The following is a 24,334-nucleotide window of genomic DNA, read 5'->3' on the forward strand; positions in this document are numbered from 1 at the left end:
AGCAGCCGGATCCGCCGGTCCGCGACGCGCGCGGTGGCGGTCGGCTCAGCGGGTATAGCGAACGCTGAAGATGGCGGCATTCTCGTCATAGCTGGCTTCGTTGGCGTTGCTGTCGCGTTCCTGGTGGCGCAGGTCGAAGCCCATGCTCCAGTGCCGGGTGAGGATCTTGGTCAGGCCGATGTAGACGGAGAAGTCGTCGTCGTCGCGGTCGAAACTGTCGAAGCTGCGCACGCCGGCCGACATCGATCCGGTGAGGAACAGCGACGGCGTGATCGACCAGCTCATGCCCACGCCGATGCCGTAGTTGCCTTCGCTCTGCGCGGTGGGGTCGATGTAGTCGTTGTCCTCGTAGTACGGACGGATCGTCGCGTCGAAGCGCTCGCCGTTGTAGCGATAGCCGATGTCGATGCGGCGCTGGCGGTACAGGTCCGGGCCGATCGTGACATCGCTCGGGTCGGGCGAGGGCGCGCCGCCGGGCGCCGGGTTGGCCGGCACGCCGGTGGGATCGGTGACGTCGGTCATCAGTTCCTGCGCGGCGTCGGAGAACTGGTAGTACACGCCCATGTCCAACGTGCTGCGCGAGGTCGGGCGCCACGTCAGCACCGTGCGGAACAGCGGCGCGTCGTCCTTGGTGTTGTAGTCGGTCAGCTCGACCCAGGAGTAGCCGGCGCGGATTTCCAGATCGATGTTGGCGAGGTTGCGATTCCAGGTGAGATAGCTGTCCAGACGCCGGTAGTCGGCGCCGAGCGTGTCCAGGCTGACCTGGTCGTACTGCACCTCGCTGCCTTCGACGGTGAAGCCGATGCGTGTGGTCGAACTGGGCTCCTGCCACAGCGTGAACGCGGCGTTGTAGCGGTCGCCGTTGAAGTCGTCGTTCTCTTCGGCCCAGTAGTTGTTGTAGCGAAGGTCCAGCCGCACGCGCGTGGCGTCGCCCGGGCGCAGGTTGAACTGCGTGCCGGCGACGAAGACGTTCACCTGCTGCTGGTTGCCCGGCGCATCCGGCGACAGCACGTCGATGGGCTCGTAGTTGGCGTAGTCCTCGATGATCACCTTCATGCGGTCCTGCCAGGTGTTCCAGTTGAACTGGCCCACCAGCGAGGCGCGCACGTCGTCGTCGAACAGGCCGCCCGTGTAGTAGAGGTACTCCACGCCGCCGTTGGCGACGAAGGTGGTGTTTCGGCCGGTCTGGGTGACGTCGAAGGCGACGTCGGTGGCCAGCGTGCTTTCCTCCATCGGGTTGGTCTGCGTCAGCGCGATGTTGTCGCTGTGCTCGACGCGCCCGCCGATGGAGTAGTTGATCTGCGCCGCGCGCGCGACCGGCACCGCCGCCGGCAACGTGGCCAGCAGGGCGATGCAGAGCGCGGATCGACGGGACGGGCCCGCGACCGGTTGGAGTCTTCCGCTGGCCATTGAATCTCCCCTGGGCGAACGTTCGGTCGGGATGTGCGGGCGAAGCCGCGCTCAGACGCCTTCGTTGAAGACCACGCCGGCGAACTTGGCCGGATCGAAGTTCGCCGCGGCCTGCGCGATCGTCGCCGCCGTGTCGCGGCCGTAGCCGGCGACGAGGATCACCACGTCGGCGATGTCGGCCAGGATGCGTGCGTCCGGCGTGCCGCGAACCGGCGGCCCGTCGAGGAACACGTAGCAGTTCGGATGGCGGCTGCGGATCGAATCCAGCAGCAGGCGCATGCGCACCGACGAGAAGTACTCCGCGCCGATCTCGCGCGTCGTGCCGGCGGGAATCAGGCGAAGTCCGTTCACGCCGGTCTCGTAGATCACGTCCGACAGGTCGGCGTCGGCGTCTTCCAGGTATTCGACCAGGCCGCCGTTTTCCGTCTCGATCTTCATCGTGCGCGCCTGCGAGGGATGGCGCACGTCGCAGTCGACTAACAGCGCGCTCTTGGTTTCATCGAACGCCATGGCCGTGGCGAGGTTGCGCGCCACGAAGCTGCCGCCGCTTCCGCTGCTGACCGGCGCGACCAGCGCGACGAAGCTGCCTTCGACGGCGGCGAGCAGGCGCGTGCGCAGTTCGCGGAACGCATCCACTTCCGGGCGCGACACGCCGCCGCGATGGATGATCGCGCGGTCTTCCAGCTGCGTCGGCGTCAGCAGCTCGACGCCGGCGGTGCGCGTGATCGCGGGACGCAGGTCGGGTTCGGGCGCGGTGTCGCGCTCGGCGTCGGTGCGTTCGGATTCGGTTTCCAGGACGGCTTCGGACGGAAGAGTCATTGCAGGTTCACCATTTTCAGGGCGAGGACCACGCCGTACACGAGCGGCACCACCAGGAAGATCATCGCGGCGATCACGAACCGGCGCGTGCCCAGCCGGCGCGACGGCGCGGTCTGGTAGCGCGGGACGCTGCCGAGCACCGGCAGCGCCGATGCGGTTTCGATCTGGTAGGGCGAACGCACGCGCGGGTCGAGGCGCACGAAGCCGAACAGCAACAGGAGCGGTGCGAGCGCGGCGGCACCGAGGCCGGCGCTGGCGACGTGGACCAGCCGCAGGCCGACGCCGCGCAGCGGGTAGCTCGCCGGTTCCTGCACGCGGAAGCTCAGGCCGCGCTGCTCAGCGTCCAGGCTCATCGACACCCGCGCGTTTTCGCGACGCTTGAGCAGGTCCTGGTAGAGGTCGCGGTTGACTTCGTAGTCGCGCGAGAGCTCGGCCATCGTGCTTTCGGACGCGGCGATGTGGCGGCTGCGCGCGAGTTCCTGGTCGAGCAGCGCCTGGCTGGTGTTGATGCGCGACTGCACCGCGGCGGCCTGGCGGCGGTTCTCGGCCGTCTTGCTCTTGAGCTCGCCGTACAGCGGGTTGAACGACGCGACGCCGCCGAGCGCGGTACCACCGAGCGTGCCGGGCTGCGCGGGCGAGGGCGGCGCGCTCTTCAGCGCTCCGCCTGGCGCGCGTCCTCGCGGCGCACTTCCTCTTCCAGGTCGCGGATCTGGTGCTGCACGCGGACCACGTCCGGATGCTGCTCGGTGTAGTTCATCAGCAGCTTGTCGTGTTCGGCTTCCAGTTCGGCCATGCGTGCGAGCAGCTGGCCCGAACGCGTCTGCACGAGGTTCACCTCGTTCTCGCCGTTGAGCTGGCCCTGCAGCGCGTTGCCCTGCGATTGCAGGTCCATCAGCTCCATGCGCGAGGTGTCGACCATGCGGCGCAGCTCGGCGATGCGCGAGTTCACGTCGCCGTCGATGCCCGGGCGCGCGTCCGGATTGGACTTGCGGTAGGCCTCCAGTTTCGACTCCGCGTCGATGAGCTTCTTGTGGTACGCGCGCACCTGCGAATCGATGAAGTCGTACGCGTCGCGGCTCTCGCGCTCCTTCGTCGCCAGGCTTTCCTGGATGATCAGCTCGGCGAAGCGCTTGGTCACGGCGTGCGCGCGCGCCGGATCGGTGTCGGTGTACGACACGCGGATCAGGTTGTCGCGCGGGTTGGAGATGATCGTGCGGCCGGTGATCAGCTCGATGATCTGGTCCTGCTGCAGCGGCGTGGGGTTCTTCGCCATCCAGCCGCCGGTCCTGAGGATGTCCTCCATCGTCTTGCGGCTGAAGGCGACCTCTCGCGTGATGGCCGCGCGGCTCACCACGCTGGTCGGCACGGCGCGGCCTTCCATCAGCGGCTTGATGATGTTGCTTTCCTCGACCAGGATCGTCGTCTGCGAGTTGTATTTCTTCGGCAGCAACATGCCGAAGACCAGCGCGGCCAGCGCGATGGCGGTGAACACGCCCGCCAGCAGCACGGGACGGCGACGCCATTCCTCGAACGCCACCGGCACCATCGCCGCGATCGCGGACGGACGGGCCTCCGGGATCGTCAGTTCCGTCGACGCGCCGTTCACAGCGTGCGTTCCGGAACGGTGATGACGTCGCCCGGCGCCACCTTGAAGTTGGTCGTCAGGTCGCCGTCTTCCAGGATGTGGTCCAGCCGCACGGCGTAGCTGCGCGTGCTGTCGCCGGACTTACGGTAGAGGTCGGACTTCGCCGGTGCGGCGAACTCGGTGACGCCGCCCGCGGCGAGCACGGCGTCGAGCACCGTCATGCCTTGCCGGAAGGGAATCGAGATCGGCTGCCGCACCGCGCCGGTGACGCGGACGCGGGAGAGGTATTCATGGCTGCGCAGGTCGGTGAGGATCACCGCCACCTGCGGATCGCGCACGAACGCGCCCAGGCGTTCCTGGATCTCCTTGGCGACCTCGTTCGGCGTGCGGCCGCCCGCGGACACGTCGCCCACCAGCGGGACGGAAATCTTGCCGTCCGGGCGGACCGGCACGGTGATGCCCAGTTCCGGATTGCGCCAGACGGAGACCTGCACGATGTCGTCGATGCCGATCTGGTAGGCATCCACCAGGTTCTCGGATTCGGCCGGCGGCGGCGCGATGGCGCCACGGCCGGAAGACGCACAGGCGGAGAGGAAGAGCATTGCGCCGAAGACGGCGGCGACGGCGGCGACGGCGGTGAAGCGGAACGTGCGCATACGGACAACCCCCTTGCATTCGTCATGAGCGAACGGTGCGGGGCCGGATTTCCGGCCAGCGACCTCGGGTCGGCATGTCTTCGCTGCATCACGCCGGGACGGTTTGCCCGCGGCCGGACACGGCTGCCGGAATGGGGCGCGCATTGCGTTGGATTCGATCAGGACGGCCGAGGATCGGCGTCCGGGGGGCCGCCGGATCGCAGGCGGCGTGTGCGCTGCGGCCCGCTTGCGACCGCGGCGCGTCGTCCTGTGAAGGCGTTCGTTCCGGAGTCTGCATCTTCATGCGAATCCTCGTCTGCGGAGGCGCCGGCTACATCGGCAGCCACACGTGCCTGAGCCTCATCGATCGCGGCCACCAGGTCGTGATCGCCGACAGCGGCGTGAACTCCTCGCCGCGCGTGGTGCCGCGCCTGCGTCGACTCGCCGGCGTGCCGGTACCCGTGCATCGCGTGGACATGCGCGATCGCGTCGCGCTGACGGCGCTGTTCGCGACGTACCGTTTCGATGCGGTGCTGCACTTCGCCGCGTTGAAGGCGGTGGGCGATTCGTGCCGGCGCCCGCTGGAATACTTCGACAACAACATCAGCGGCACCATCGTGCTGTTGCAGGCGATGCAGGACGCGGGCGTGCGGCGGCTGGTGTTCAGTTCATCGGCCACCGTGTACGGCGAACCGGCGCAGGTGCCGGTGCGCGAGGACGCGGCGCTGTCGGTGATGAACCCGTACGGCCGCACCAAGCTGGTCGCCGAGCAACTGATCGGAGACCTGTGCACGGCCGATCCCGCGTTCCGCGCCGCGAACCTGCGGTACTTCAACCCGGTGGGCGCACATGCGTCGGGCATGATCGGCGAGGATCCCTGCGGCGAACCGACCAACCTGATGCCCTACATCTGCCAGGTCGCGGTCGGCGTGCGCGAGAAGCTGCGCGTGTTCGGTGGCGATTACCCGACGCCCGACGGCACCGGCGTCCGCGATTACATCCACGTCGTCGACCTCGCGCGTGCGCACGTGGATGCGCTGGAAACCATGGCCCGCACGGACCGCAGCCTCACCGTCAACCTCGGCACCGGCCGCGGCGTGAGCGTGCTTGAACTCGTGCATGCGTTCGAGCGCGCGAGCGGCCGGCGCATCGCCTACGACATCGTCGAGCGCCGCCCGGGCGATGCGGCGTCCGTCTACGCCGATCCGTCGCTCGCGCACGAAGTGCTCGGCTGGCGCGCGGAACACGACGTCGACGCGATGTGCCGCGATGCGTGGCGCTGGCAGTCGATGAATCCGGATGGCTATCGGACGATCACGCGGCGCGAATCGGCGACGCGCGGACGCAGGCCGCGCATCGCGGCGGCGCGGGCGGTGGATGCGGTTTGAGGTGGCGAAATCGCCAAGGTCTTCAGCCGTCGTTCCCGCGTAGGCGGGAATCCATCTGCGCGACGTATCAAGCCTCCCGAATAGCCGCCACCTTGAGCTGTCATTCCCGCGTAGGCGGGAATCCATCTCTCTCAGGCGCATCACGCCGTTCGGAAGTGGTGAGGTCGCCACGCATGGATCCCCGCCTTCGCGGGGATGACCGCAAAAGCTGGGGTGACAGCTACGGCGCTCCGCTCGCCGCCCCCGAATCCTCGCTCGACGCGTGCCGGTCATCCGCCAGCACGCGCTGCAGCCCATCGCGCAGCTGCGTCGTGCGGCCGATGGAATTCCACACCGGTTCGCGGCCAAAGCGCACGAAATAGGTGGAAAGGAAACGCGTGTTGTCTTCGGGCAGCGTGCCGAGCAGGTCCGCTTCGAAGTTCGCGCCCGCGGCCGGCGGGCCGTAGCCCATCAGGGCAAGCAGCGTCGGGTACACGTTGAAGGCGCTGCCGCGGTCGTGGTTGCGGCGCGCGGCGTCGCGCAGCAGCGGCGAGAGTTCGGCGTTGCGCGTGATCGTCGCCAGCGGAATGCGCCCTTCGCCGGGGGATGCGGTGCCGATCGTGCAATGCGTCTGCTCGCCCGGGCTGCCGTCTTCGTGGAAATTCTGGCCGTGGTCGGCGGTGTAGACGATCAGCGTGTCGCTCAGGTCCACGTTCGCCAGCGCCTCGCGGAAGAAACCGCGCGTGTTCCAGGCCAGGCAGTTGCGGTAGCTGTTCACCTGTCGCCAGCGTTGTTCGGCGTTCTCGGCCTGCCGGTAACCGGAACCGTCATCGGTTTCCTTCGACACGAATGCGCGCGACATCGTCGGCGAATACAGCGTGTTCGCGGTCGGGTACTTTCCTTCGTACGGAAAGTGGCAGCCCATCTTGTTGACGTAGGTGAAGCTCGGGCGGTCGCGCAGCAGCACGCGGTTGAGCAGCCGGCCGGCCTCGATGTCCTTCGCGTCCGGCGCGAACGCAGTACCGACCTGCACGAACTCGTCGATCTCGCCGACTTCGCGCGGATCCATGAAGTTCTGCAGCTTGCCGTCGTGGCGCTGCGCATCGATGTAGACCGTGCGGTAGCCGGCGCGAGCCGCGTAACGCCAGAACGACGGATTGAGTTGCAGGTCCTTCAGGTAGCTGTCGCGCGTGACGCCATAGCGCACGCTGGCGTTCGACGTCGCGGAGCAATTGGCCGTCGATGCGGCGATGCCGAAGTTCGCCAGCGCGGTGCCGAGCGGGCGCAGTCCGGTTTCCACGCCGTCCTCGACGTTGAGGTCGACGTAATCGCCGCGCACGCTTTCGTCCATCACCAGCACGATGTGGCGGAACGGCCGCTGGCCCAGGTGTGGCAGCGCGATGTCCTCGCGTTCCGGCGCGGGCGGTGCAAGCACTTTCTCCGCGCCGAGCACGCCGGCGAACGCGGCCGTCGTGTACTGCCCCGGAAATCCGTTGGAGCCTTCGCCACCGCGCAGGTAGAGGATCGCCCCGATCGCCACCACCGGCAGCAGCTGCAGCAGACCGGGATTGCGCTGCGGCCAGCGCAGCAGCGACGGCGAGTTCGGCGGTGCGAGCCACGGCGGCAGGTTGATCGCGATGACGCCCAATGCGGACCACGCGACCGCCTGCAGGATCTGCGCGTCGTGGAAGCCCTTGAGGTTGTGCGCGAAGCCGATGAGGCCCAGCAGCTGCTCGAATTCGATCAGGCCCAGGTGGCGCGAGACGATCAGCGCGTGGGACAGCGTGAAGGTGCTGCCGAGGAAGAAGATCGCGCTCCACACGACACGCGCGGGCGTGCGCGCATGGAACGCGAGTACCAGCATTGTCACGATGCACAACAGCCAGACCGCGGCGAACACCGCCAGGCCGGGTTGCAGCCCGATGTGGGCCACGCGCTCGGCAAGCAGGCGGTTGGTGCCCAGCAGATAGGCGCCGATCAGCACCAGTTTCACCGCGATCCATGCGGCCGGTGCCCTGGAAACCCATCCGCCCATGCGATCTCGCCCCCCGTTGTGCCGCCTTCCGGCGGAACCGCGTGTCGTTCCCGGCGCACGGCCGGGTTCCGGCCGCCTCCTCTCGGCAGGGGAGGGGCCTCACTCCGGTTAACGGAAGGTCGGGGTCGCTTCGGTCGCGGGCCGGACGAACGGTCAGCGCAGCAGGGCGTCGACCACCGCGGCGGGCTGCTTCATCCAGGCGTAGTGGTCGGCGCGCGTGCCCAGCGCGGCAGCATCGAGCACGTCGATGCGCGGTTCGACGCGTCGCAGTTTCGACAGCAGGAAGCGCAGCGACGACACGGGCCCGAGCCAGTCCCGCGCCAGCGCGACGGCATGCGCGTCCAGCGTGAGCGCGGCCATTGCCGCTTCGAGGTCGAGATCCACGCCGGCGGCGGCGTAACGGCCGGATAGGCCACTGCGGCTCCAGTCGCGGATCACGCCGCGCGCTTCCTGTCCGCCGAAGCCGATGCGACGGCCGGGCAGCACGCCGTGGAAATCGGCGAGCCATGGAAGGAACCGGTAGACCATCGGCAACCACCACGCGGTGCGCGCCGGGAACGCGCGCCAGTACGGCGCGCCGCTGCCGACCAGCCACAGGCGCTGCGCGCTTTCCGGCGACAGGCCGAGCCGGCAGCAGGCCAACTGCCCGCCGAGGCTGTGGCCACCCACGATGCGTGGCACCTCGGCCACGTGCTGGGCGATCACCGCTTCGCTGGCAGGAATGTCGAGCGTGAGCAGTTCGCGATAGCCCCAGTCGGTGTCGCGGCTCGCGCGCACGCTGCTCGATCCGGCGCCGCGCCATTCGTGAAGGAACACCGCGATGCCGCGCCGCGCGAGCGCGTCGGCGAACGGCACGTAGTGCTTCGCGCCGATGCCCATCGCCGGCAGCCACAGCAGACTCGCGCGCGGTGCGGCGGGAATGCGTGCGATCAGCTCGTAGCGGTGACCGTCGTCGGCCTGCGCGTCCAGTTCGCACGCGCGGATATCGTGCGGCGTTGCGTCATCCATTCGGCGCGGCTCCGAAATGATCGAGCACCAGCACGTCGCCACGGCCCGGGCGATAGCCCCGAAGCAGCGCGACGTGCACGTAATCGGTGGCGGCGATGCTCGCGTCGCGCAGGTCGCGGCCAAGGCACAGGTTCGCCGCGACCGCCGAGGCCAGCGTGCACCCCGTGCCATGCGCGTCGATCTTCAGCCGCGCATGCGTCATCGCATGCACGCCGTCGCCGTCGGCGAACAGGTCGACGACCTCATCGCGTGCGGCGTCCACCGGCAGATGGCCGCCCTTCAGCAGCACCGCCTTCGTGCCGAGTGCGTGCAATGCGTCGATCGCGCCGTGCATGGCGTCCACGTCCTCGATGCGCTCGCCGATCAGCAGTTCGGCTTCCGGCAGGTTCGGCGTCACCAGCGTCGCCATCGGCAGCAGGCGCGTACGCAATGCATCGAGCGCGCCGGGTTCGAGCAAGCGCGCGCCGGAGGTCGAGACCATCACCGGATCGAGCACGACATGCTTCGGTTTGTGGTGTTCGAGCGCATCGGCGACGGCGAGGATCACCTCGGCATTGGCGAGCATGCCGAGCTTCACCGCGCCGATGGTGAAATCGTCGAAGCAGGCGTCGATCTGCGCGCGCAGGAACGCGACATCGGGCACGTGCACGGCAGTAACGGCGCGCGTGTGCTGCGCGGTAAGTGCGGCGATCGCGCTGAGCCCGTGCACGCGATGCGCGGCGAAGGTCTTCAGGTCGGCCTGGATACCCGCGCCGCCGCCGGAATCGGAGCCGGCGATGGTGAGGGCACAGGGGGGCAGGGCGGTGTCGTTCATGGCGACAGTGTGCCTGCTGGGCCGCGACGCAGGCGATAGGCGACGTAGGCGACGCCGACCGTCCCTGTCAGCGCGGCGGGGATGTAAAGCGTCCTGTACGACAGGTGCGGGAACACGAGCGCGCCCGCGACGCCACCGAGGAGGAATCCACCGATGATCGCCAGGCACAACCAGAGCCGTCGCGGGTCGGCAGGCAGGCCGCGCAGGCGATGGCCGAGGAATACGCCGAGGTCGGTGAACATTCCGGTGAGGTGCGAGGTGCGCACCAGCGTGCCACTGTACGTCGCGGTCATCGCGTTCTGCAGTCCGCAGGCCATCGCGGCGAGTACCGCACCGGCGATCTGCTGGCGTTCGAACAGCGGCACCGAAACCACGAGGAGCGCCGCCTCCAGCGCCAGCGCTACGCCGTAGCGGCGGCCCAGTTGCAGCGTGCTGTCCTGGATCATGGCACCGCTCAGCACCGCGCCACCGACGAAGCCGAGCACGACCAGCGCCAGGTGCGCGCTCGCACGTGCATCGCCGTGCGCGAACGACGCGCCGAGCAGCGTGGTGGTGCCGGTGAGGTGGGTGATGGCCTGGTGTTCGAACCCGAGATAGCCGACGACATTCACCATGCCGGCGACCATCGCCAGCGACGCGGCGCCGAGCCAGACCCAGGCGGGAAGACGGGTGATCATGGAATTACGCGTCCTCGGACGGATGCGCCGGATTGTGCCGTCAGGGCACTTCGCGAATGCGAGCGTAGTCGCACGCTCCAACCCGCGCCCCAACCCCTCTCCCGGCAGGAGAGGGGCTGAGCGTAGCGCGGCCGGAAAGCCTTACAGCACTTCCGACGCGTAATCGGCCAGGCGCGAGCGCTCGCCGCGGCGCAGCGTGATGTGCGCGCTGTGGTCCCAGTTCTTGAAGCGGTCGACCGCGTAGGTCAGGCCCGACGTGGTTTCGGTGAGGTACGGCGTGTCGATCTGTTCGACGTTGCCCAGGCACACGATCTTCGTGCCGGGGCCGGCGCGCGTGATCAGTGTCTTCATCTGCTTGGGCGTGAGGTTCTGCGCTTCGTCCAGGATCAGCCAGCGGCTGAGGAACGTGCGGCCGCGCATGAAGTTCATCGAGCGGATCTTGATGCGGCTGGCGAGCAGGTCGTTGGTCGCCGCGCGGCCCCAGCTGCCGCCTTCCTGGTTGTGCGTGAGCACTTCCAGGTTGTCGGTCAGCGCGCCCATCCACGGCGTCATCTTTTCCTCCTCCGTGCCCGGCAGGAAGCCGATGTCCTCGCCGACGCTCACCGTCGCGCGGGTCATGATGATTTCGCGATAGCGCTGCTGGTCCATCGTCTGCGCCAGGCCCGCGGCGAGCGCGAGCAGCGTCTTGCCGGTGCCGGCGGTGCCGAGCAGCGTGACGAAGTCGATCTCCGGATCCATCAGCGCGTTGAGCGCAAAGTTCTGTTCGCGGTTGCGCGCGGCGATGCCCCACACGGCGTGCTGGTGGTGGCGGTAGTCGTCGACGATCTGCAGCACCACCTTCTCGTCGTTGACGCGCGCGACCTTCAGTTCCGATTCCTCGTCGCCCGGCAGGTACAGGAACTGGTTCGGATGGAAGTCGTCCTCGTCACGGCGGTGGATTTCATAGAACGTGCGGCCCTTTTCGGTCCAGGACTTCAGGTCCTTGCCGTAGCGCTGCCAGAAATCCGGCAGCGCGGTCGCGCCGGTGTACAGCAGGCTGAAGTCGTCGAGCGCGCGATCGTTCTCGTAATCCTCCGACACGATGCCGGCGATCGACGCCTTGATGCGCAGGTTGACGTCTTTCGAAATGAAGACCACCGGCACGCCGGGCTCGGCTTCCTTCAGCGCGAGGATCGAACCCAGGATGTGATTGTCGGGGATCACGGCGCCGAAGCGCTTGCCCGAATCGAAATCGCGCGTCTGGAAGCGCAGCCGGCCGATGCTCTGCGCGCCGCGCAGCTGCAGGCCCTGCGGACGGTTGAGCGGGATGCCTTCGGAGATCTTGTCGGAACCGCCGGCTTCGATCAGTTCGTTGAGGAAGCGGCTGACCTGTCGCGCGTTGCGGCTGGCTTCGGAGGTGCCTTTCTTGGCGTTGTCGAGTTCCTCGATGACCTGCATGGGCAGGAAGACATCGTGTTCCTCGAATTTGAACAGCGCGGTCGGGTCGTGCATGAGGACGTTGGTGTCGAGCACGTAGATCCGCTTGCTTCTGGTCATCGAACACTCCGGAGCGGGTGGGACTGCCTGGAAAACGGGAGTCTGTTGCGTGGTGTACTGCTTCGCGCGGCGGGAAACCTGACTGCGCGACCGCATGCAAGTTGCGCGCCTTTCGCGCACGGCGACGCTGCCGTGGCCCGCGATGCGGGACGGCGGCGTTGCGTGTGCACGAAGGGGGTCACTGCGTTGCGTGTTCCTTGAGCGCGTCGAGGACGGCCTGCGCATGGCCCGGCACTTTCACCGGCCGCCATGACTGGGCGATGACGCCCTTGGGATCGATGAGGAACGTACTGCGCTCGACGCCGACGTATTCGCGGCCGTAGAGCTTCTTGGGCTTGATCACGTCGAAGGCGTTGCAGAGCGCTTCGTCGCCGTCGCTCACCAGGTCGAACTTGAATCCCTGCTTCGCGCAGAAGTTCTGGTGCGACTTGATCGAATCGCGCGACACACCCAGCACGGTCGCGCCGAGCTTGGTGAACTTCGGCAGCAGCGCATTGAAGTCGATGCCTTCGGTCGTGCAGCCGGGCGTGCTGTCCTTCGGATAGAAGTACAGGACCAGCCAGCCGCCTTCATAGTCCTTCAGATGCGCGGTCTCGCCGCTGGACAGCGCCAGGGGCAGGGTGGAGACGTTCTTCGGAATTCGGTCGCCGGTGTCGAGGGGCATCGTCTTTTGCAGGTTCCGTTCGCGCTGGCGATCAGAACTTCATCGGGTCCATGATCGCGTCGAGGTTGAGGTGGTCGCAGAACTCGAGGAAGTCGTCGCGCAGCGCGGCGATGTGCATGCTCGAGGGCACGCCGATGGTGATCTGGGCCGAGAACATCTCGGCGCCGGTCTGCATCGCGCGGTAACGCGACGAATGCAGGCTTTCGATGGTGATGCCCTGGCGGTCGAAGAAATCGGCCAGCTGGAACAGGATGCCCGGCTTGTCGGCGGCAACCACTTCCACCACGTACGGCAGCAGGCTCGACTGCACCTGCTTGGCGCCGGTGCGATACCACACCAGCTTCAGGCCTTCCTCGCGCTCCAGGCGCGTGAGCATGGCTTCGAGCTTGGCGACCGAATCCCAGGAACCCACCGCGAGCGTCGTCACCGACACGTCGCGACCAACGGTGGCCAGGCGCGCGTCGACGAGATTGCACCCCGAATCGGCGATACGACGCGTCACCGACAGCAGCGGCGACTCCGGATGCGTCGTGTAGGCGTTGATCAGGAGGTGGTTTTCGTTCGGCGACGGCCGGGAAGCGGAATCGGTCAAGGCGGCGCCTGTCCTGGTGAGCCTGGGCTCGGATACTGAATGGTGGCCCGTGAGGGGCCCGTGCTTGGCGGGAGCATACTTGCCCACGCTTTCACGCCGCAAGTAACATCTGGAAGCGCTGCGCGCGCGCTCGACGCCGTTCGAACCGCGCCGAGACGATGTCATCCAACCCCCGCGCAGCCCGCGCGGATTCCTGCAAACGCGGCCCCTCGGAACCGAAGACCTTGCGACTTTCCGGCAGCATCACCGCGCTGGCGACGCCTTTCACCGCGTCCGGCGAAATCGACCTCGACGCCTGGAACCGACTGCTCGACGGGCAACTCGCCGCAGGCACCCAGGGCGTCGTCGTCGCCGGCTCCACCGGCGAAGCGGCGGCACTGTTCGACGCCGAGTACGACACGCTGCTGCGCACCGCGGTCGAACGCGTGGCAGGACGCATCCCGGTGCTGGCCGGCACCGGCCTGTCGAATACCGCCAAGACCATCGAACTCACCCGTCGCGTCGCCGCTCTCGGCGCCGACGCGGCGCTCGTCGTGACCCCACCTTACGTGCGTCCGACGCAGGCCGGCCTCATCGCGCATTACCGCGCCATCGCCGACGACGGCGCGCTGCCGGTCGTGCTCTACAACGTGCCCGGCCGCACCGGTGGCGACCTGCTGCCGGAAACGGTAGCCGAACTGGTGTCGCATCCGCGCATCGTCGGCATCAAGGAAGCGCGCAGCGAGCCCGAGCGCATGGCCGCGCTGCTCGAACTGCGCAGCGAGGAATTCGCGATCCTGAGCGGCGACGATCCGACCGCGTGCCGCGCGATGTTCGCCGGTGCCGATGGCGTGATTTCCGTCGCCTCGAACGTCGTGCCGCGTGCGTTCCGACGCCTTGCCGACCTGGCGCGCGCGGGCCAGCGCGATGCGGCGCTCGCACTCGATGCGCGCCTGCAGACGACGTACGACTTCCTCGGCGTCGAGCCCAACCCGATCCCCGTCAAGGCGCTGCTGGCGCGACAGGGCATCGGCCACGGGCTCCGACTGCCGCTGCTGCCGCTCTCGGCCGCACATGCCGGTACCGCCGCGACGATTGCCGCGCTGGTCGCCGAACTCGAACTGGAAAGCCACGAATCGCTCGTGGCCTGAACCCTGCAGGAGACTTACATGCGTCCCAACGTTTCGATCGCCCGCGCCGCCGTGGCCGGCCTGTTGCTGGTAGGTGTCGCGCTCGGCTCCGGCTGCAGCTGGTTCCGCAAGGGCAGCGACCTCTACGCGCAGAGCCCGGAAACGCGCCCGCTGGAAGTCCCGCCGGACCTCGACCTGCCGCGCACCGACACCGCCGTGAACGTCCCGTCGGCCGCGGCGCGCCAGTCGGTGGAATCGGGCCAGGCGTCAGGCGGTTTCGGCCTGGCGACCGGTCGCGAGGAAGCCTTCGCGAAGGTCGGCGAAGCGCTGGCCGCGGTGCAGGGCGTGACGATCACCAGCCGCGCCGAAGCGCTGGGCGTGTACGACGTCAGCTACGAGGGCGCCAACTTCCTCGTTCGCGTGGCGGGTGCGTCGACCGGCTCGTACGTGTCGGCGGTCGACCCGCGCGGCCTGCCGGCCACTGGCGCGGCGCCGAAGAAGCTCATCGACACGCTGCGCACCGCCCTCGGCGCTCAGTAAGGCGCCAGTCGCCGGAACGAAAAACGGGCGCTTCGGCGCCCGTTTTCTTTTCCGCTCGCAGCCAGTCCGGTGGACCGGCCCGGACCGCGGGCTTTCAGCGCTCCAGCAGGTCCAGCTTGCCTGGCTTGCCTTCCCACTCCTTGGCGTCCGGCAGCGGGTCCTTGCGCGTCGTGATCACCGGCCAGGCCTTCGAAAGCTCGGCATTGAGCGCGACGTAGCCCTCCTGGCCGGCCGGGACGTCGTCCTCGGGGTAGATCGCATTGATCGGGCATTCGGGCTCGCAGAGGGTGCAGTCAATGCACTCGTCCGGATCGATCACCAGGAAGTTCGGGCCTTCGTGGAAGCAGTCGACCGGGCACACCTCCACGCAGTCGGTGTACTTGCACTTGATGCAGTTCTCGGTGACGACGAAGGGCATGGCTCGGGGCTTCCGTGAAAGTGGCGCCGTGGAAAAGGGGCGCCGTGAAGGCGCGCCGGGGCATCGTAATAGTCTAGCGATTCGGGGTGACGAGCCCCAAGCGGGGCTTGGCGGATGGGCCCGGCGAGGCCAAACAAAAAGCCCGCGCATCGCTGCGCGGGCTTCGGAATTGGTACTCCCAACGGGATTCGAACCCGTGTTACTGCCTTGAGAGGGCGGTGTCCTAGGCCTCTAGACGATGGGAGCATGTGGAGCGGTGAACCCCGCGCAGGCTCTCAACGTTACGCGGCTTGCTAGTATATGCGCCGCTGTTGCCGGCGGCAACGGCCATCTTTCCAAGGATCCGCGGCACGCCCGCCTGATGCAACCTCATATCCGAACCCAATTGCAGATCATCCCGCGCGACCAGCACAACGTCTCGCGGCGCGACATCAGCCCTAATGCCCTGCGCGTGCTTTATCGCCTGCGTGAAGGCGGTTTCGAGGCCTACCTCGTCGGCGGCGCCGTGCGGGACCTGCTCATCGGCGGCCATCCGAAGGACTTCGACGTCGCCACCAACGCGACGCCGGAAGAGGTCAAGGGCCTGTTCCGCAACTGCCGCCTCATCGGCCGCCGCTTCCGCCTGGCGCACGTCGTCTACGGCCGCGAGATCATCGAAGTCGCGACGTTCCGAGCCAACAGCGACGACGGCAGCGGCGACCGCGAACTGCACGAAGGCGGCCGCGTCCTGCGCGACAACGTGTATGGTTCGATCGAGGACGACGCGGTCCGTCGCGACTTCACCGCCAACGCGCTGTACTACGCGATCGAGGATTTCTCGGTGCGCGATTACACCGGCGGTTTCGATGATGTGCGCAACCGTTTGATGCGCCTTATCGGCGATCCAGAAACGCGTTATCGCGAAGATCCGGTCCGCATGCTGCGCGCAGTGCGCCTGGCGGCGAAGCTCGATTTCGAGATCGAGACGGAAACGGCCAAGCCGATCGCGCAACTGGCGCCACTGCTGCGCGAAGCCGCGCCGGCGCGCCTGTTCGAGGAATGCCTGAAGCTGTTCCTCTCCGGGCATGCGGTGAAGAGTTTCCTCGGACTGGAGCGCCACGGCCTGCTGCCGGCGCTGCTGCCGGAAACCGCTGCCGCGCTGAAGTCCAATCGCAGCGGTGCGCTGCGCCGCATGCTGCTGGAGGGCCTGAAAGGCACGGACACGCGTGTGGCGAACGACGAGCCGGTGTCGCCGGCGTTCCTGTTCGCACTGCTGCTGTGGCCTGCGTATTGCCGCGCGCTGATCACGCTGCAGGCGCAGGGCGTGCACGCAGCCGAAGCGCAGCGTCGCGCGGCCGATCGCGTCACCGTGCACCAGCTGGAAACCATCGCGCTACCGCGGCGCTTCTCGCTGCCGATGCAGGAAATCTGGCTGCTGCAGTCGCGCTTCTCGCAGCGCCAGCGCAAGCGCGTGTTCCGCACGCTGGCGCATCCGCGCTTCCGTGCAGCGTTCGATTTCCTCAACCTGCGCATGGCGGCTTCCGAGGAGCACGCCGACGACGTGGCGTTCTGGCGCGAGGCGCAGACCGACCCGGCGCACGCGTTGGCCGCGGCAGACGCGCATCGCGACGTCGAGTCGAACGAAGAAGGCGATGCGCCGCGCAAGCGCCGCCGTCGTCGTCGCAAGACCGCCCACGGCGGCGAATGAGCGAAACGCCTGAAAACCGGGCCTTCATCGGCCTGGGCAGCAATCTGGGCGACAGCATCGCCACGTTGAAGGCTGCGTTGCGCTCGCTCGATGCGCTGCCCGACACGCGTGTGGCGATCGCGTCGAAGCTGTATCGCACCGCCGCGTGGGGCGTGACCGACCAGCCGGATTTCATCAACGCCGTCGCGCTGCTGCATACGCGCCGCGCGCCGCGGCAGTTGCTGGACGATCTGCTGGAGATCGAACGCCATGCCGGCCGCCATCGGCTGGAAGACGGCAGCGATCGCTGGGGCCCGCGGACGCTGGACCTCGACCTGCTGCTGTACGGGCACGAACGAATCGACGAACCCGGCCTGCACGTGCCGCATCCACGCCTTCACGAGCGCGCCTTCGTGCTGGTGCCGCTGGCCGAGATCGCGCCGGACGTGGACATCCCCGGCGTCGGCACCGCCGCGCAGGCGCTGGCGAGGATGGCACCGGCGCAGGTCGAGGGGGTAACGTATGCGGACCCCCTCGATCCCGCCTGAGCGTTCGCGCCGGCGATAGAAGCTGCCCATGTACAGCGGAACTCCGAACGAGTCGTCCCGTGCCGCCGAGAAGGCGTGGACCGTGCCCGCGCTCGCGCAGGCCAAGCGCGACGGCCGCAAGCTGGTCATGCTGACCTGCTACGACGCGGGCTTCGCGCGCACGATGGAGGACGTCGGCATCGACCTGGTGCTGGTCGGCGATTCGCTCGGCATGGTGATGCAGGGCCACGACAGCACGATCCCGGTGACCACCGCCGACGTCGCGTACCACACGGCCTGCGTCGCGCGCGGACTGGACAAGACGCTGCTGATCGCCGACCTGCCGTTCGGTGCCGATGCCACGCCGGAGCGCGCGCTCGACGCGTCGATCCGCCTGCTGCAGGCCGGCGCGGCGATGGTCAAGCTCGAGGGCGCCGCGCACAAGCTCGAGGTCATCCGGTTCCTCGTCGATCGCGAGATCCCGGTCTGCGCGCACCTGGGCCTCACGCCGCAATCGGTGCTGCGCCTGGGCGGCTACAAGGTGCAGGGTCGCGATGAGGTCGCCGCCAGGCGCCTTCGCGAAGACGCCCGCGCCGTGCAGGACGCTGGCGCCACGCTGCTGGTGCTCGAATGCGTGCCCACGCCGGTCGCCGCATCGATCACCGCCGATCTCGACATTCCCACCATCGGCATCGGTGCCGGCCCGCAATGCGACGGCCAGGTGCTGGTGCTGCACGACCTGCTCGGCGTGAACTCGGGCCATCGCCGGCCGCGCTTCGTGAAGGATTTCCTCGCCGAAGGCGGCTCGGTTGCCGGTGCATTCGCCGCCTACGCAAAGGCGGTGCGCGACGGTTCGTTCCCCGACGCCGAACATTCGTACGCCTGATCCGCTCCGTTTCCTGATCTGAACACGATGATCGACACCTTCACCGAACTCGACGCGCTGCGCGAGCGCGTGCGCAGCTGGAAGCGCGATGGCCTGCGCGTCGCTTTCGTGCCGACGATGGGCAACCTGCATGACGGCCATTTCTCGCTGGTGAAACTCGCGCGCACGCATGCCGATCGCGTGGTCGCCAGCGTCTTCGTCAATCCGACGCAGTTCGGTCCGAACGAGGATTTCGCCCGGTATCCACGCACGCCCGACGCCGACGCGCGCGGCCTGGAAGCGGCCGGCTGCGACGCGCTCTGGCTGCCGTCGGTGGAGGCGATGTACCCGTACGGAGTCGAGGCGACCGTACGCGTGCAGGTGCCGAACGTCACCTCGACGCTCGAAGGGGCCTCGCGTCCCGGCCATTTCGATGGCGTCGCGACGGTCGTGTCGCGGCTGTTCAACCAGGTGCAGCCGGACGTCGCGGTGTTCGGCCGCAAGGATTACCAGCAGCTCGCCGTCGTGCGCTACATGGTCCGCGACCTCGCATTCCCGATCGAGATCGTCGGCGCCGACATCATCCGCGAAGCCAACGGCCTGGCGATGAGCTCGCGCAACCAGTACCTCTCGGTCGACGAGCGCGCGCAGGCGGCGCAGATCAGCCGCTGCCTGGCGGCGATGGCCGATGCCGTCCGCGCCGGCGAGCGGCGGGAAGCCGTTGAGGCCGCTGCGTCGCAGCGCCTGGTCGAGGCCGGTTTCGAACCCGACTACGCCGTCCTGCGCCGGCCCGACCTGACGGTGCCCGCGGCCGGTGAAACCGGTTCCATGGTCGCGCTGATCGCTGCGCGGCTCGGGCGCACGCGCCTGATCGACAACCTCGAATTCACCGCCTGAACGCGCGACCGCGTGCACGATCCGGAGCGTTCCAGCGCCGCCGCCAATCCGACGGGCCGGATGATGTTGCACCGCGCCATGCGCTGCTAGACTTGCCCAAATCCCTTGCACGCCGAGCGCGTCCGCGTTGCGGCCGGAGCCGAAATCCATGCAACTGAACATCCTCAAGGCCAAGATCCACCGCGCGACGGTGACCCACGCCGAGCTGCATTACGAAGGCTCGTGCGCGATCGACGGTCGCCTGCTCGACATTTCCGGCATCCGCGAATACGAGCAGATCCACATCTACAACGTGAACAACGGCCAGCGCTTCGTCACCTACGCCATCCGCGGCGAAGAGGGCAGCGGCGTGATCTCGGTGAACGGCGCCGCCGCGCACTGCGCGCAGCCGGGCGACCTGGTCATCATCTGCGCCTATGGCGTGTGCGAGGAGGCCGAGGCCGCCAAGTACAAGCCGACGCTGGTGTACGTGGATCGCGACAACGCGCTGACGCATACCAACCGTTCGATGCCGGCACAGGCGGCCTGACCGCCCATGGATGCCGCTTCCCGTCTGAGCCAACTGCGCGCCCAGGCCGGGCGCATCCAGCAAACCCCGCTGGCGAAGCTGATCGCCGACGACGCGGCACGCGCGCAGGATTTCGCCCTGCGCGTGGGTCCGATCTACGCGAACTTCGCCCGCCAGCACTACGACCGTGAAGCGCTGGCCGCGCTGTTCGCGCTCGCCCAATCGGTCGATGCGCCGGCGCGCCTGAAGGCGCTGTTCGACGGCGAGAAGATCAACCTCACCGAAGGCCGCAGCGTGCTGCACACGTCGCTGCGCAGCGATCTGTCCGACGCGCCGGTCGCCAAGGCCGCGCACGCGCAGGCACTGGACGCGCGCAAGCAGATGCGCGCGCTGGTCGATTCGCTCGCCAAGAGTGAGATCACCGACATCGTGAGCGTCGGCATCGGCGGCTCCGACCTCGGCCCGCGCCTGGCCGTGGATGCGCTGAGCGGCCCGAAGCCCGGACGTTTCCGCGTGCATTTCCTCAGCAACGTCGATGGCCACGCCGCGCAGCGCGTGCTGGCCGGACTCGATCCCGCGCGCACGGCCGCGGTGCTGATCTCCAAGACCTTCGGCACGCAGGAGACGCTGCTCAACGGCGCGATCCTGCGCGACTGGCTGGGCAGCGCCGAGCGCCTTTACGCCGTGTCGGCGAACGTCGAGCGCGCGGCGCAGGCGTTCTCGATTCCCGCCGAACGCATCCTGCCGATGTGGGACTGGGTCGGTGGCCGGTATTCGTTGTGGTCGGCGGTCGGTTTCCCGATCGCGCTGGCCATCGGCATGGACGCGTTCGAGCAGATGCTCGACGGCGCCGCCGAGATGGACGCGCACGTCCTGAAGACGCCGGTCGAAACGAATCTTGCGGTGTGGCACGCGCTCACCAACGTGTGGAACCGCAACGGGCTGGGTTACTCGACGCAGGCGGTGCTGCCGTACGACGAACGCCTGAAGCTGCTGTCGAATTACCTGCAGCAGCTGGTGATGGAGAGCCTCGGCAAATCCGTGCGCACCGACGGTTCGCCCGTGGGCGTGGAGACCGTGCCCGTGTGGTGGGGCGGCGCCGGTACCGACACCCAGCACAGCTTCTTCCAGGCGCTGCACCAGGGCACGTCGATCGTGCCGGCCGATTTCATCGGGGTGGTGCGTGCCGACGCGCCGTATCCGCAGAACCATCGTGCGCTTCACGCGAACCTGCTCGCGCAGACCGAGGCGTTCGCCAACGGCCAGTGGAGCGACGATCCGCATCGCGCCTACGCCGGTGGCCGTCCGACGACGACGCTGCTGCTAGATGCGCTGACGCCGTATTCCTTCGGCGCGCTGCTCGCGCTGTACGAACACAGCGTGTACCTGCAGTCGCTGGTGTGGGGCATCAACGCCTTCGACCAGTTCGGCGTGGAACTCGGCAAGCAGGTCGCGAGCCGTCTGCTTCCGGCGCTGGAAGGCAAGGCGCAGGCCGACGATCCGGTGACGCGCGCTCTGCTCGAACAGTTGCGCGGGTGAATCAACGCGACGCAGCGTGCATCACGCTGCGTCGTCTGCTCCATGCCGGCGAAGTGCCCACTCGATGTGCTCGCGCACCATCGGGCTCTCAGACTCGCGGCGCGCACGCAGCGCGCCGATCACGTCCGGCGTCGAACGCGCATTGCCCAGCGCGACGGCGATGTTGCGCAGCCAGCGCTCGTGGCCGCTGCGCCGGATCGCGGAGCCCTCGGTGCGCTGGAGGAATTCCTCCTCGCTCCACGCGAAAAGATCGACCAGCGTCGCCTTGTCCAGGTCGTTGCGAACGCGGAAATCCGGCTCGTCCGTGCGTTGGGCGAACTTGTTCCAGGGGCAGATCAGCTGGCAGTCGTCGCATCCGAAGATGCGGTTGCCGATCGGTGCGCGCAGGTCTTCGGGAATCGCGCCTTCGTGTTCGATCGTGAGATACGCGATGCAGCGCCGCGCATCGAGCCGATAAGGCGCGACGATGGCCTGCGTCGGGCACACGTCGATGCAGCGCCGGCAGGTGCCGCAATGCGCGCTCGCCGGGACATCTACAGGCAGCGGCAGATCGACATAGATCTCGCCGAGGAAGAACAACGAGCCGCCATCCTTGTCGATCAGGCAGGTGTGCTTGCCGATCCAGCCCAGTCCCGCGTTTCGGGCGAGCGCGCGTTCGAGCACCGGCGCCGAATCGACGAACACGCGATGCCCGAACGGACCGACGACCTCGGCGATGCGGTCAGCGAGGCGTTGCAGGCGCTGGCGCATCAGCTTGTGGTAGTCGCGGCCCAGCGCGTAGCGCGCGACGTAGGCGCGTTCGCTGTCGTCCAGCGTCGCCCAGGCTTCGTCGCGGTCGCGTCCGTAATCCAGGCCGACGGAAATCACGCGCACCGTGCCGGGATGCAGTTCGTCCGGGCGCGCGCGCAGCTCGCCGTGTCGTGCCATCCAGTCCATCGATCCGTAGAGCCCTTGCGCGAGCCAGTCGCGCAGATACGCTTCGTCCTCGCCGAGTTCCACGCCCGTGATGCCGCAGCGCTGGAAACCGAACTCGCGCGCCAGTTCGCGCACGCGCGCGGCGAGCGCGCCGTAGTCGGGCGCGGACGCGGGCAGGGGGGCGGGGGATACGGAGGGGTTCACGGCATCGCAAGTATAGAATCGCGCGATGCCCCATGACGCCGCTCCGTTCGTTCACGCGCTCTACGACGCCGCGGCGCTGCGGCAGCTGGAGTCGCGCGCGGCGCAGCGGCTGGGCGACGGCTTCGAATTGATGCGACGCGCCGGCGCGGCCGCGTGGCGCGACGTGCTGGCGCGCTGGCCGCAGGCGATGCGGATCGTGGTCGTGTGCGGGCCGGGCAACAACGGCGGCGACGGCTACGTGCTCGCGCGCCACGCAAAAGACGCAGGTCGCGACGTGCGCGTCTTGCATCTGCCTGAACACGCGCCGCGCGCCGGGCTCGCGCGTCGCGCTGCGGACGAGTTCGCCGTCGTGGGCGGCTCGATCGTCGAGTTCGACCAGCGCCTGCCGCCATGCGATCTGATCGTCGATGCGCTTTTCGGCATCGGCTTCTCGCGCGAACCGGATGCGGCCACGCGGGCAGTCATCGCCGCGATCAATGCGCACGGTGCGCCGATATTCGCGCTCGACGTGCCCAGCGGTGTCGACGCAGACAGTGGTTCTGTTCCGGGGCCGGCGGTAATCGCGACGCACACGATCGAGTTCATCGCGTCGAAGGCGGGGCTGCGCACGGGCGCCGCGCTCGATCATGCCGGCGCGTTGTCGCTCGCCTCGCTTGAACTCGACGCCGTCGATTTCGACGGCGTCGTCGCCATCGCCGAACGCCTGGCTGCGACCGAACTCGCGCATTGGCTCGCGCCGCGGCCGCGCGACAGCCACAAGGGTCGCAACGGTCGCGTGCTGTGCATCGGCGGCGACCACGGCAGCGGCGGCGCGATCATGCTGTGCGCCGAAGCCGCGCTGCGCAGCGGTGCGGGGCTGGTCGAAGTCGCCACGCGCGAGCGCCATGTCGCGCCCTTGCTCGCACGCCTGCCCGAAGCGATGGTGCATGAGGTCGGCGACATCGAGGCGCTGCACGCAGCACTCGATCGCGCCGATGCGGTGGCGCTCGGTCCGGGCCTCGGTCGTGGCGACTGGGGCCTTCCGTTGTACGAACGCGCGATCGCCAGCGGAAAGCCGCTGCTGCTCGACGCCGATGCATTGAATCTGCTGGCAACGCGTCCGTTCGCGTTGCCGGCCGATGCGGTGATCACGCCGCATCCGGGCGAAGCGGCGCGGCTGCTCGACACCACCACCGCGGATATTCAACGCAACCGTTTCGCCGCGGCGCGCGCGTTGTGCGAGCGCTATGCGTGCGTGGTCGTGCTCAAGGGCGCGGGCACGATCGTGATGTCCGCGCACGAGACGCCTCGCGTCATCGCCGCCGGCAATCCCGGCATGGCGGTGGGCGGCATGGGCGACGTGCTCAGCGGCGTCATCGCCGCGTTGCGCGCGCAGGGCATGAAGGCATTCGACGCCGCGGCATGCGGCGCGCTGCTGCATTCGTCGGCCGGCGATGCAGCCGCGCACGATGGTGGTGAGCGCGGGCTGTTGCCCAGCGACCTGATGCCGTGGCTGCGCCATTTCTCGAATCAGGAAGCGAAGCAATGACCGAACTGTGGTTGCCCGATGTCGACGCCACCGATGCGCTCGGCGCGCGACTGGCGATGACGCGTCCCGCGCAGGCCGTCGTGCATCTGCATGGCGATCTTGGCGCGGGCAAGTCGACGATCGCGCGCGCTCTGCTGCGCGCGCTCGGCGTGCAGGGCGCGATCCGCAGCCCGACGTACACGCTGGTCGAGCGATACCCGCTCGCCGATGGCGAAGCCTGGCACCTAGACCTGTATCGCATCGCCGATCCGGGCGAACTCGAGTTCCTCGGCCTGGACAGTGCGGACGTGCGGCTGTGGCTCGTCGAATGGCCGGAGCGGGGCGCCGGCGCGCTGCCGGTCCCCGACCTCACCATCGAGATGTCGATGCGCGGGCCGGGGCGGATCGCCCGGCTTCGGTCGGGCTCGCCGGTCGGCGACGCGTGGGTCGGGCGGGTGTCGACCGGGCACGAGGTTGCGTCCGACTCCTGAACGGAT

General features: G+C 68.3%; 24 protein-coding genes, 1 tRNA gene and 1 pseudogene. 11 read left to right on the forward strand and 15 right to left on the reverse strand.

Annotation, left to right across the window (positions count from 1 at the left end; all coding sequences use genetic code 11):
* Positions 1-45: 45 nt before the first annotated feature.
* The 5 genes from ABIE51_RS07930 to ABIE51_RS07950 form a co-directional block, all read right to left on the reverse strand.
* Positions 46-1,410 carry an outer membrane beta-barrel protein gene (locus tag ABIE51_RS07930; RefSeq protein ID WP_157029793.1) on the reverse strand — a complete coding sequence of 455 codons (1,365 nt, stop codon included), beginning with the start codon at positions 1,408-1,410 and terminating at the stop codon, positions 46-48.
* Positions 1,411-1,461: 51 nt separating this feature from the next.
* On the reverse strand, positions 1,462-2,229 hold the full coding sequence (locus ABIE51_RS07935) for a P-loop NTPase family protein (protein WP_157029794.1): 768 nt from the start codon (positions 2,227-2,229) through the stop codon (positions 1,462-1,464).
* Positions 2,226-2,750 (reverse strand): hypothetical protein, encoded by a 525-nt coding sequence (locus ABIE51_RS07940; protein WP_354503786.1) that lies wholly within the window; start codon positions 2,748-2,750, stop codon positions 2,226-2,228. Before ABIE51_RS07940 ends, ABIE51_RS07935 begins: the two co-directional genes overlap by 4 nt.
* A gap of 131 nt (positions 2,751-2,881) precedes the next feature.
* A complete protein-coding gene (locus ABIE51_RS07945; protein WP_354503788.1) occupies positions 2,882-3,835 on the reverse strand; it encodes a hypothetical protein in 954 nt (317 codons plus the stop codon).
* On the reverse strand, positions 3,832-4,470 hold the full coding sequence (locus tag ABIE51_RS07950; RefSeq protein WP_192630318.1) for an XrtA/PEP-CTERM system exopolysaccharide export protein: 639 nt from the start codon (positions 4,468-4,470) through the stop codon (positions 3,832-3,834). The genes ABIE51_RS07945 and ABIE51_RS07950 overlap by 4 nt, the downstream gene beginning before the upstream one ends.
* A 281-nt stretch (positions 4,471-4,751) precedes the next feature.
* Between ABIE51_RS07950 and galE the strand changes: the two genes are divergently transcribed.
* A complete protein-coding gene (galE, locus tag ABIE51_RS07955; RefSeq protein ID WP_192630319.1) occupies positions 4,752-5,837 on the forward strand; it encodes a UDP-glucose 4-epimerase GalE in 1,086 nt (361 codons plus the stop codon).
* Positions 5,838-6,057: 220 nt separating this feature from the next.
* On the opposite strand, the gene ABIE51_RS07960 is transcribed toward galE, so the two are convergent.
* The 7 genes from ABIE51_RS07960 to ABIE51_RS07990 all read right to left on the reverse strand — a co-directional run bounded on the left by ABIE51_RS07960 (position 6,058) and on the right by ABIE51_RS07990 (position 13,142).
* Positions 6,058-7,851 carry a sulfatase-like hydrolase/transferase gene (locus ABIE51_RS07960; RefSeq protein ID WP_192630320.1) on the reverse strand — a complete coding sequence of 598 codons (1,794 nt, stop codon included), beginning with the start codon at positions 7,849-7,851 and terminating at the stop codon, positions 6,058-6,060.
* A gap of 153 nt (positions 7,852-8,004) precedes the next feature.
* Positions 8,005-8,859, reverse strand: coding sequence for an alpha/beta hydrolase family protein (locus ABIE51_RS07965; protein ID WP_192630321.1), 855 nt, complete (start codon positions 8,857-8,859; stop codon positions 8,005-8,007).
* Positions 8,852-9,673, reverse strand: a complete 822-nt coding sequence (gene thiD, locus ABIE51_RS07970) for a bifunctional hydroxymethylpyrimidine kinase/phosphomethylpyrimidine kinase (protein WP_192630322.1) — start codon at positions 9,671-9,673, stop codon at positions 8,852-8,854. The genes ABIE51_RS07965 and thiD overlap by 8 nt, the downstream gene beginning before the upstream one ends.
* Positions 9,670-10,350 (reverse strand): YoaK family protein, encoded by a 681-nt coding sequence (locus ABIE51_RS07975; RefSeq protein WP_192630323.1) that lies wholly within the window; start codon positions 10,348-10,350, stop codon positions 9,670-9,672. Before ABIE51_RS07975 ends, thiD begins: the two co-directional genes overlap by 4 nt.
* Before the next feature lie 141 nt (positions 10,351-10,491).
* The gene (locus ABIE51_RS07980) at positions 10,492-11,886 is read right to left on the reverse strand and encodes a PhoH family protein (RefSeq protein ID WP_192630324.1); all 1,395 of its coding nucleotides are present in this window, start codon (positions 11,884-11,886) and stop codon (positions 10,492-10,494) included.
* A 178-nt stretch (positions 11,887-12,064) separates the two neighbouring features.
* A complete protein-coding gene (locus ABIE51_RS07985) occupies positions 12,065-12,550 on the reverse strand; it encodes a peroxiredoxin (protein WP_192630325.1) in 486 nt (161 codons plus the stop codon).
* 31 nt (positions 12,551-12,581) lie between these two features.
* The gene (locus tag ABIE51_RS07990; protein WP_115840728.1) at positions 12,582-13,142 is read right to left on the reverse strand and encodes a glycine cleavage system transcriptional repressor; all 561 of its coding nucleotides are present in this window, start codon (positions 13,140-13,142) and stop codon (positions 12,582-12,584) included.
* A 224-nt stretch (positions 13,143-13,366) separates the two neighbouring features.
* On the opposite strand from ABIE51_RS07990, the gene dapA reads away from it, so the two are divergent.
* Together dapA and ABIE51_RS08000 are read left to right on the forward strand one after the other, a co-directional pair.
* Positions 13,367-14,272, forward strand: a complete 906-nt coding sequence (gene dapA, locus ABIE51_RS07995) for a 4-hydroxy-tetrahydrodipicolinate synthase (protein ID WP_115840727.1) — start codon at positions 13,367-13,369, stop codon at positions 14,270-14,272.
* 18 nt (positions 14,273-14,290) lie between these two features.
* Positions 14,291-14,791 carry a hypothetical protein gene (locus ABIE51_RS08000; RefSeq protein WP_192630326.1) on the forward strand — a complete coding sequence of 167 codons (501 nt, stop codon included), beginning with the start codon at positions 14,291-14,293 and terminating at the stop codon, positions 14,789-14,791.
* Positions 14,792-14,885: 94 nt separating this feature from the next.
* Here the strand turns inward: ABIE51_RS08000 and fdxA are convergent, their stop codons facing one another.
* Positions 14,886-15,209 carry a ferredoxin FdxA gene (gene fdxA / locus ABIE51_RS08005; protein ID WP_115840725.1) on the reverse strand — a complete coding sequence of 108 codons (324 nt, stop codon included), beginning with the start codon at positions 15,207-15,209 and terminating at the stop codon, positions 14,886-14,888.
* Between the two features lie 170 nt (positions 15,210-15,379).
* Positions 15,380-15,455: transfer RNA gene (locus ABIE51_RS08010), tRNA-Glu, on the reverse strand.
* Between the two features lie 139 nt (positions 15,456-15,594).
* Between ABIE51_RS08010 and pcnB the strand changes: the two are divergent.
* From pcnB to pgi, 6 genes and pseudogenes are all read left to right on the forward strand, one after another.
* Positions 15,595-16,896: pseudogene (pcnB, locus tag ABIE51_RS08015) on the forward strand (polynucleotide adenylyltransferase PcnB); the annotation flags it as partial.
* On the forward strand, positions 16,893-17,423 hold the full coding sequence (gene folK, locus ABIE51_RS08020; RefSeq protein WP_192630328.1) for a 2-amino-4-hydroxy-6-hydroxymethyldihydropteridine diphosphokinase: 531 nt from the start codon (positions 16,893-16,895) through the stop codon (positions 17,421-17,423). The pseudogene pcnB and the gene folK, both read left to right, overlap by 4 nt.
* Positions 17,424-17,451: 28 nt before the next feature.
* Positions 17,452-18,288 (forward strand): 3-methyl-2-oxobutanoate hydroxymethyltransferase, encoded by an 837-nt coding sequence (gene panB, locus ABIE51_RS08025; protein ID WP_115840722.1) that lies wholly within the window; start codon positions 17,452-17,454, stop codon positions 18,286-18,288.
* Positions 18,289-18,315: 27 nt separating this feature from the next.
* Complete coding sequence (gene panC / locus ABIE51_RS08030) at positions 18,316-19,164, forward strand: pantoate--beta-alanine ligase (protein WP_192630329.1); 849 nt, start codon at positions 18,316-18,318, stop codon at positions 19,162-19,164.
* Between the two features lie 148 nt (positions 19,165-19,312).
* A complete protein-coding gene (gene panD / locus ABIE51_RS08035) occupies positions 19,313-19,693 on the forward strand; it encodes an aspartate 1-decarboxylase (RefSeq protein ID WP_115840720.1) in 381 nt (126 codons plus the stop codon).
* Between the two features lie 6 nt (positions 19,694-19,699).
* Positions 19,700-21,211, forward strand: a complete 1,512-nt coding sequence (pgi, locus tag ABIE51_RS08040) for a glucose-6-phosphate isomerase (protein WP_192630330.1) — start codon at positions 19,700-19,702, stop codon at positions 21,209-21,211.
* Positions 21,212-21,232: 21 nt separating this feature from the next.
* Here the strand turns inward: pgi and queG are convergent, their stop codons facing one another.
* The gene (queG, locus tag ABIE51_RS08045) at positions 21,233-22,303 is read right to left on the reverse strand and encodes a tRNA epoxyqueuosine(34) reductase QueG (RefSeq protein ID WP_192631636.1); all 1,071 of its coding nucleotides are present in this window, start codon (positions 22,301-22,303) and stop codon (positions 21,233-21,235) included.
* 52 nt (positions 22,304-22,355) lie between these two features.
* Between queG and ABIE51_RS08050 the strand changes: the two genes are divergently transcribed.
* The gene (locus tag ABIE51_RS08050; protein ID WP_192630331.1) at positions 22,356-23,858 is read left to right on the forward strand and encodes an NAD(P)H-hydrate dehydratase; all 1,503 of its coding nucleotides are present in this window, start codon (positions 22,356-22,358) and stop codon (positions 23,856-23,858) included.
* Entirely contained in the window at positions 23,855-24,328 is a 474-nt protein-coding gene (gene tsaE / locus ABIE51_RS08055; protein ID WP_192630332.1) for a tRNA (adenosine(37)-N6)-threonylcarbamoyltransferase complex ATPase subunit type 1 TsaE, read from the forward strand. Before ABIE51_RS08050 ends, tsaE begins: the two co-directional genes overlap by 4 nt.
* Positions 24,329-24,334: the final 6 nt, after the last annotated feature.

The organism is Lysobacter sp. OAE881 (assembly GCF_040546665.1).
In the GTDB taxonomy this organism is placed as follows: domain Bacteria; phylum Pseudomonadota; class Gammaproteobacteria; order Xanthomonadales; family Xanthomonadaceae; genus Lysobacter_J; species Lysobacter_J soli.

Excerpts from the sequence above, each read along its gene's own strand:
- ABIE51_RS07930 (WP_157029793.1), bottom strand. The coding sequence starts at position 1,410 with ATGGCCAGCGGAAGACTCCAACCGGTCGCGGGCCCGTCCCGTCGATCC.
- ABIE51_RS07935 (WP_157029794.1), bottom strand. The coding sequence starts at position 2,229 with ATGACTCTTCCGTCCGAAGCCGTCCTGGAAACCGAATCCGAACGCACC.
- ABIE51_RS07950 (WP_192630318.1), bottom strand. The coding sequence starts at position 4,470 with ATGCGCACGTTCCGCTTCACCGCCGTCGCCGCCGTCGCCGCCGTCTTC.
- galE (WP_192630319.1), top strand. The coding sequence starts at position 4,752 with ATGCGAATCCTCGTCTGCGGAGGCGCCGGCTACATCGGCAGCCACACG.
- ABIE51_RS07960 (WP_192630320.1), bottom strand. The coding sequence starts at position 7,851 with ATGGGCGGATGGGTTTCCAGGGCACCGGCCGCATGGATCGCGGTGAAA.
- ABIE51_RS07965 (WP_192630321.1), bottom strand. The coding sequence starts at position 8,859 with ATGGATGACGCAACGCCGCACGATATCCGCGCGTGCGAACTGGACGCG.
- thiD (WP_192630322.1), bottom strand. The coding sequence starts at position 9,673 with ATGAACGACACCGCCCTGCCCCCCTGTGCCCTCACCATCGCCGGCTCC.
- ABIE51_RS07975 (WP_192630323.1), bottom strand. The coding sequence starts at position 10,350 with ATGATCACCCGTCTTCCCGCCTGGGTCTGGCTCGGCGCCGCGTCGCTG.
- ABIE51_RS07980 (WP_192630324.1), bottom strand. The coding sequence starts at position 11,886 with ATGACCAGAAGCAAGCGGATCTACGTGCTCGACACCAACGTCCTCATG.
- ABIE51_RS07985 (WP_192630325.1), bottom strand. The coding sequence starts at position 12,550 with ATGCCCCTCGACACCGGCGACCGAATTCCGAAGAACGTCTCCACCCTG.
- ABIE51_RS08000 (WP_192630326.1), top strand. The coding sequence starts at position 14,291 with ATGCGTCCCAACGTTTCGATCGCCCGCGCCGCCGTGGCCGGCCTGTTG.
- fdxA (WP_115840725.1), bottom strand. The coding sequence starts at position 15,209 with ATGCCCTTCGTCGTCACCGAGAACTGCATCAAGTGCAAGTACACCGAC.
- folK (WP_192630328.1), top strand. The coding sequence starts at position 16,893 with ATGAGCGAAACGCCTGAAAACCGGGCCTTCATCGGCCTGGGCAGCAAT.
- panB (WP_115840722.1), top strand. The coding sequence starts at position 17,452 with ATGTACAGCGGAACTCCGAACGAGTCGTCCCGTGCCGCCGAGAAGGCG.
- panC (WP_192630329.1), top strand. The coding sequence starts at position 18,316 with ATGATCGACACCTTCACCGAACTCGACGCGCTGCGCGAGCGCGTGCGC.
- panD (WP_115840720.1), top strand. The coding sequence starts at position 19,313 with ATGCAACTGAACATCCTCAAGGCCAAGATCCACCGCGCGACGGTGACC.
- pgi (WP_192630330.1), top strand. The coding sequence starts at position 19,700 with ATGGATGCCGCTTCCCGTCTGAGCCAACTGCGCGCCCAGGCCGGGCGC.
- ABIE51_RS08050 (WP_192630331.1), top strand. The coding sequence starts at position 22,356 with ATGCCCCATGACGCCGCTCCGTTCGTTCACGCGCTCTACGACGCCGCG.
- tsaE (WP_192630332.1), top strand. The coding sequence starts at position 23,855 with ATGACCGAACTGTGGTTGCCCGATGTCGACGCCACCGATGCGCTCGGC.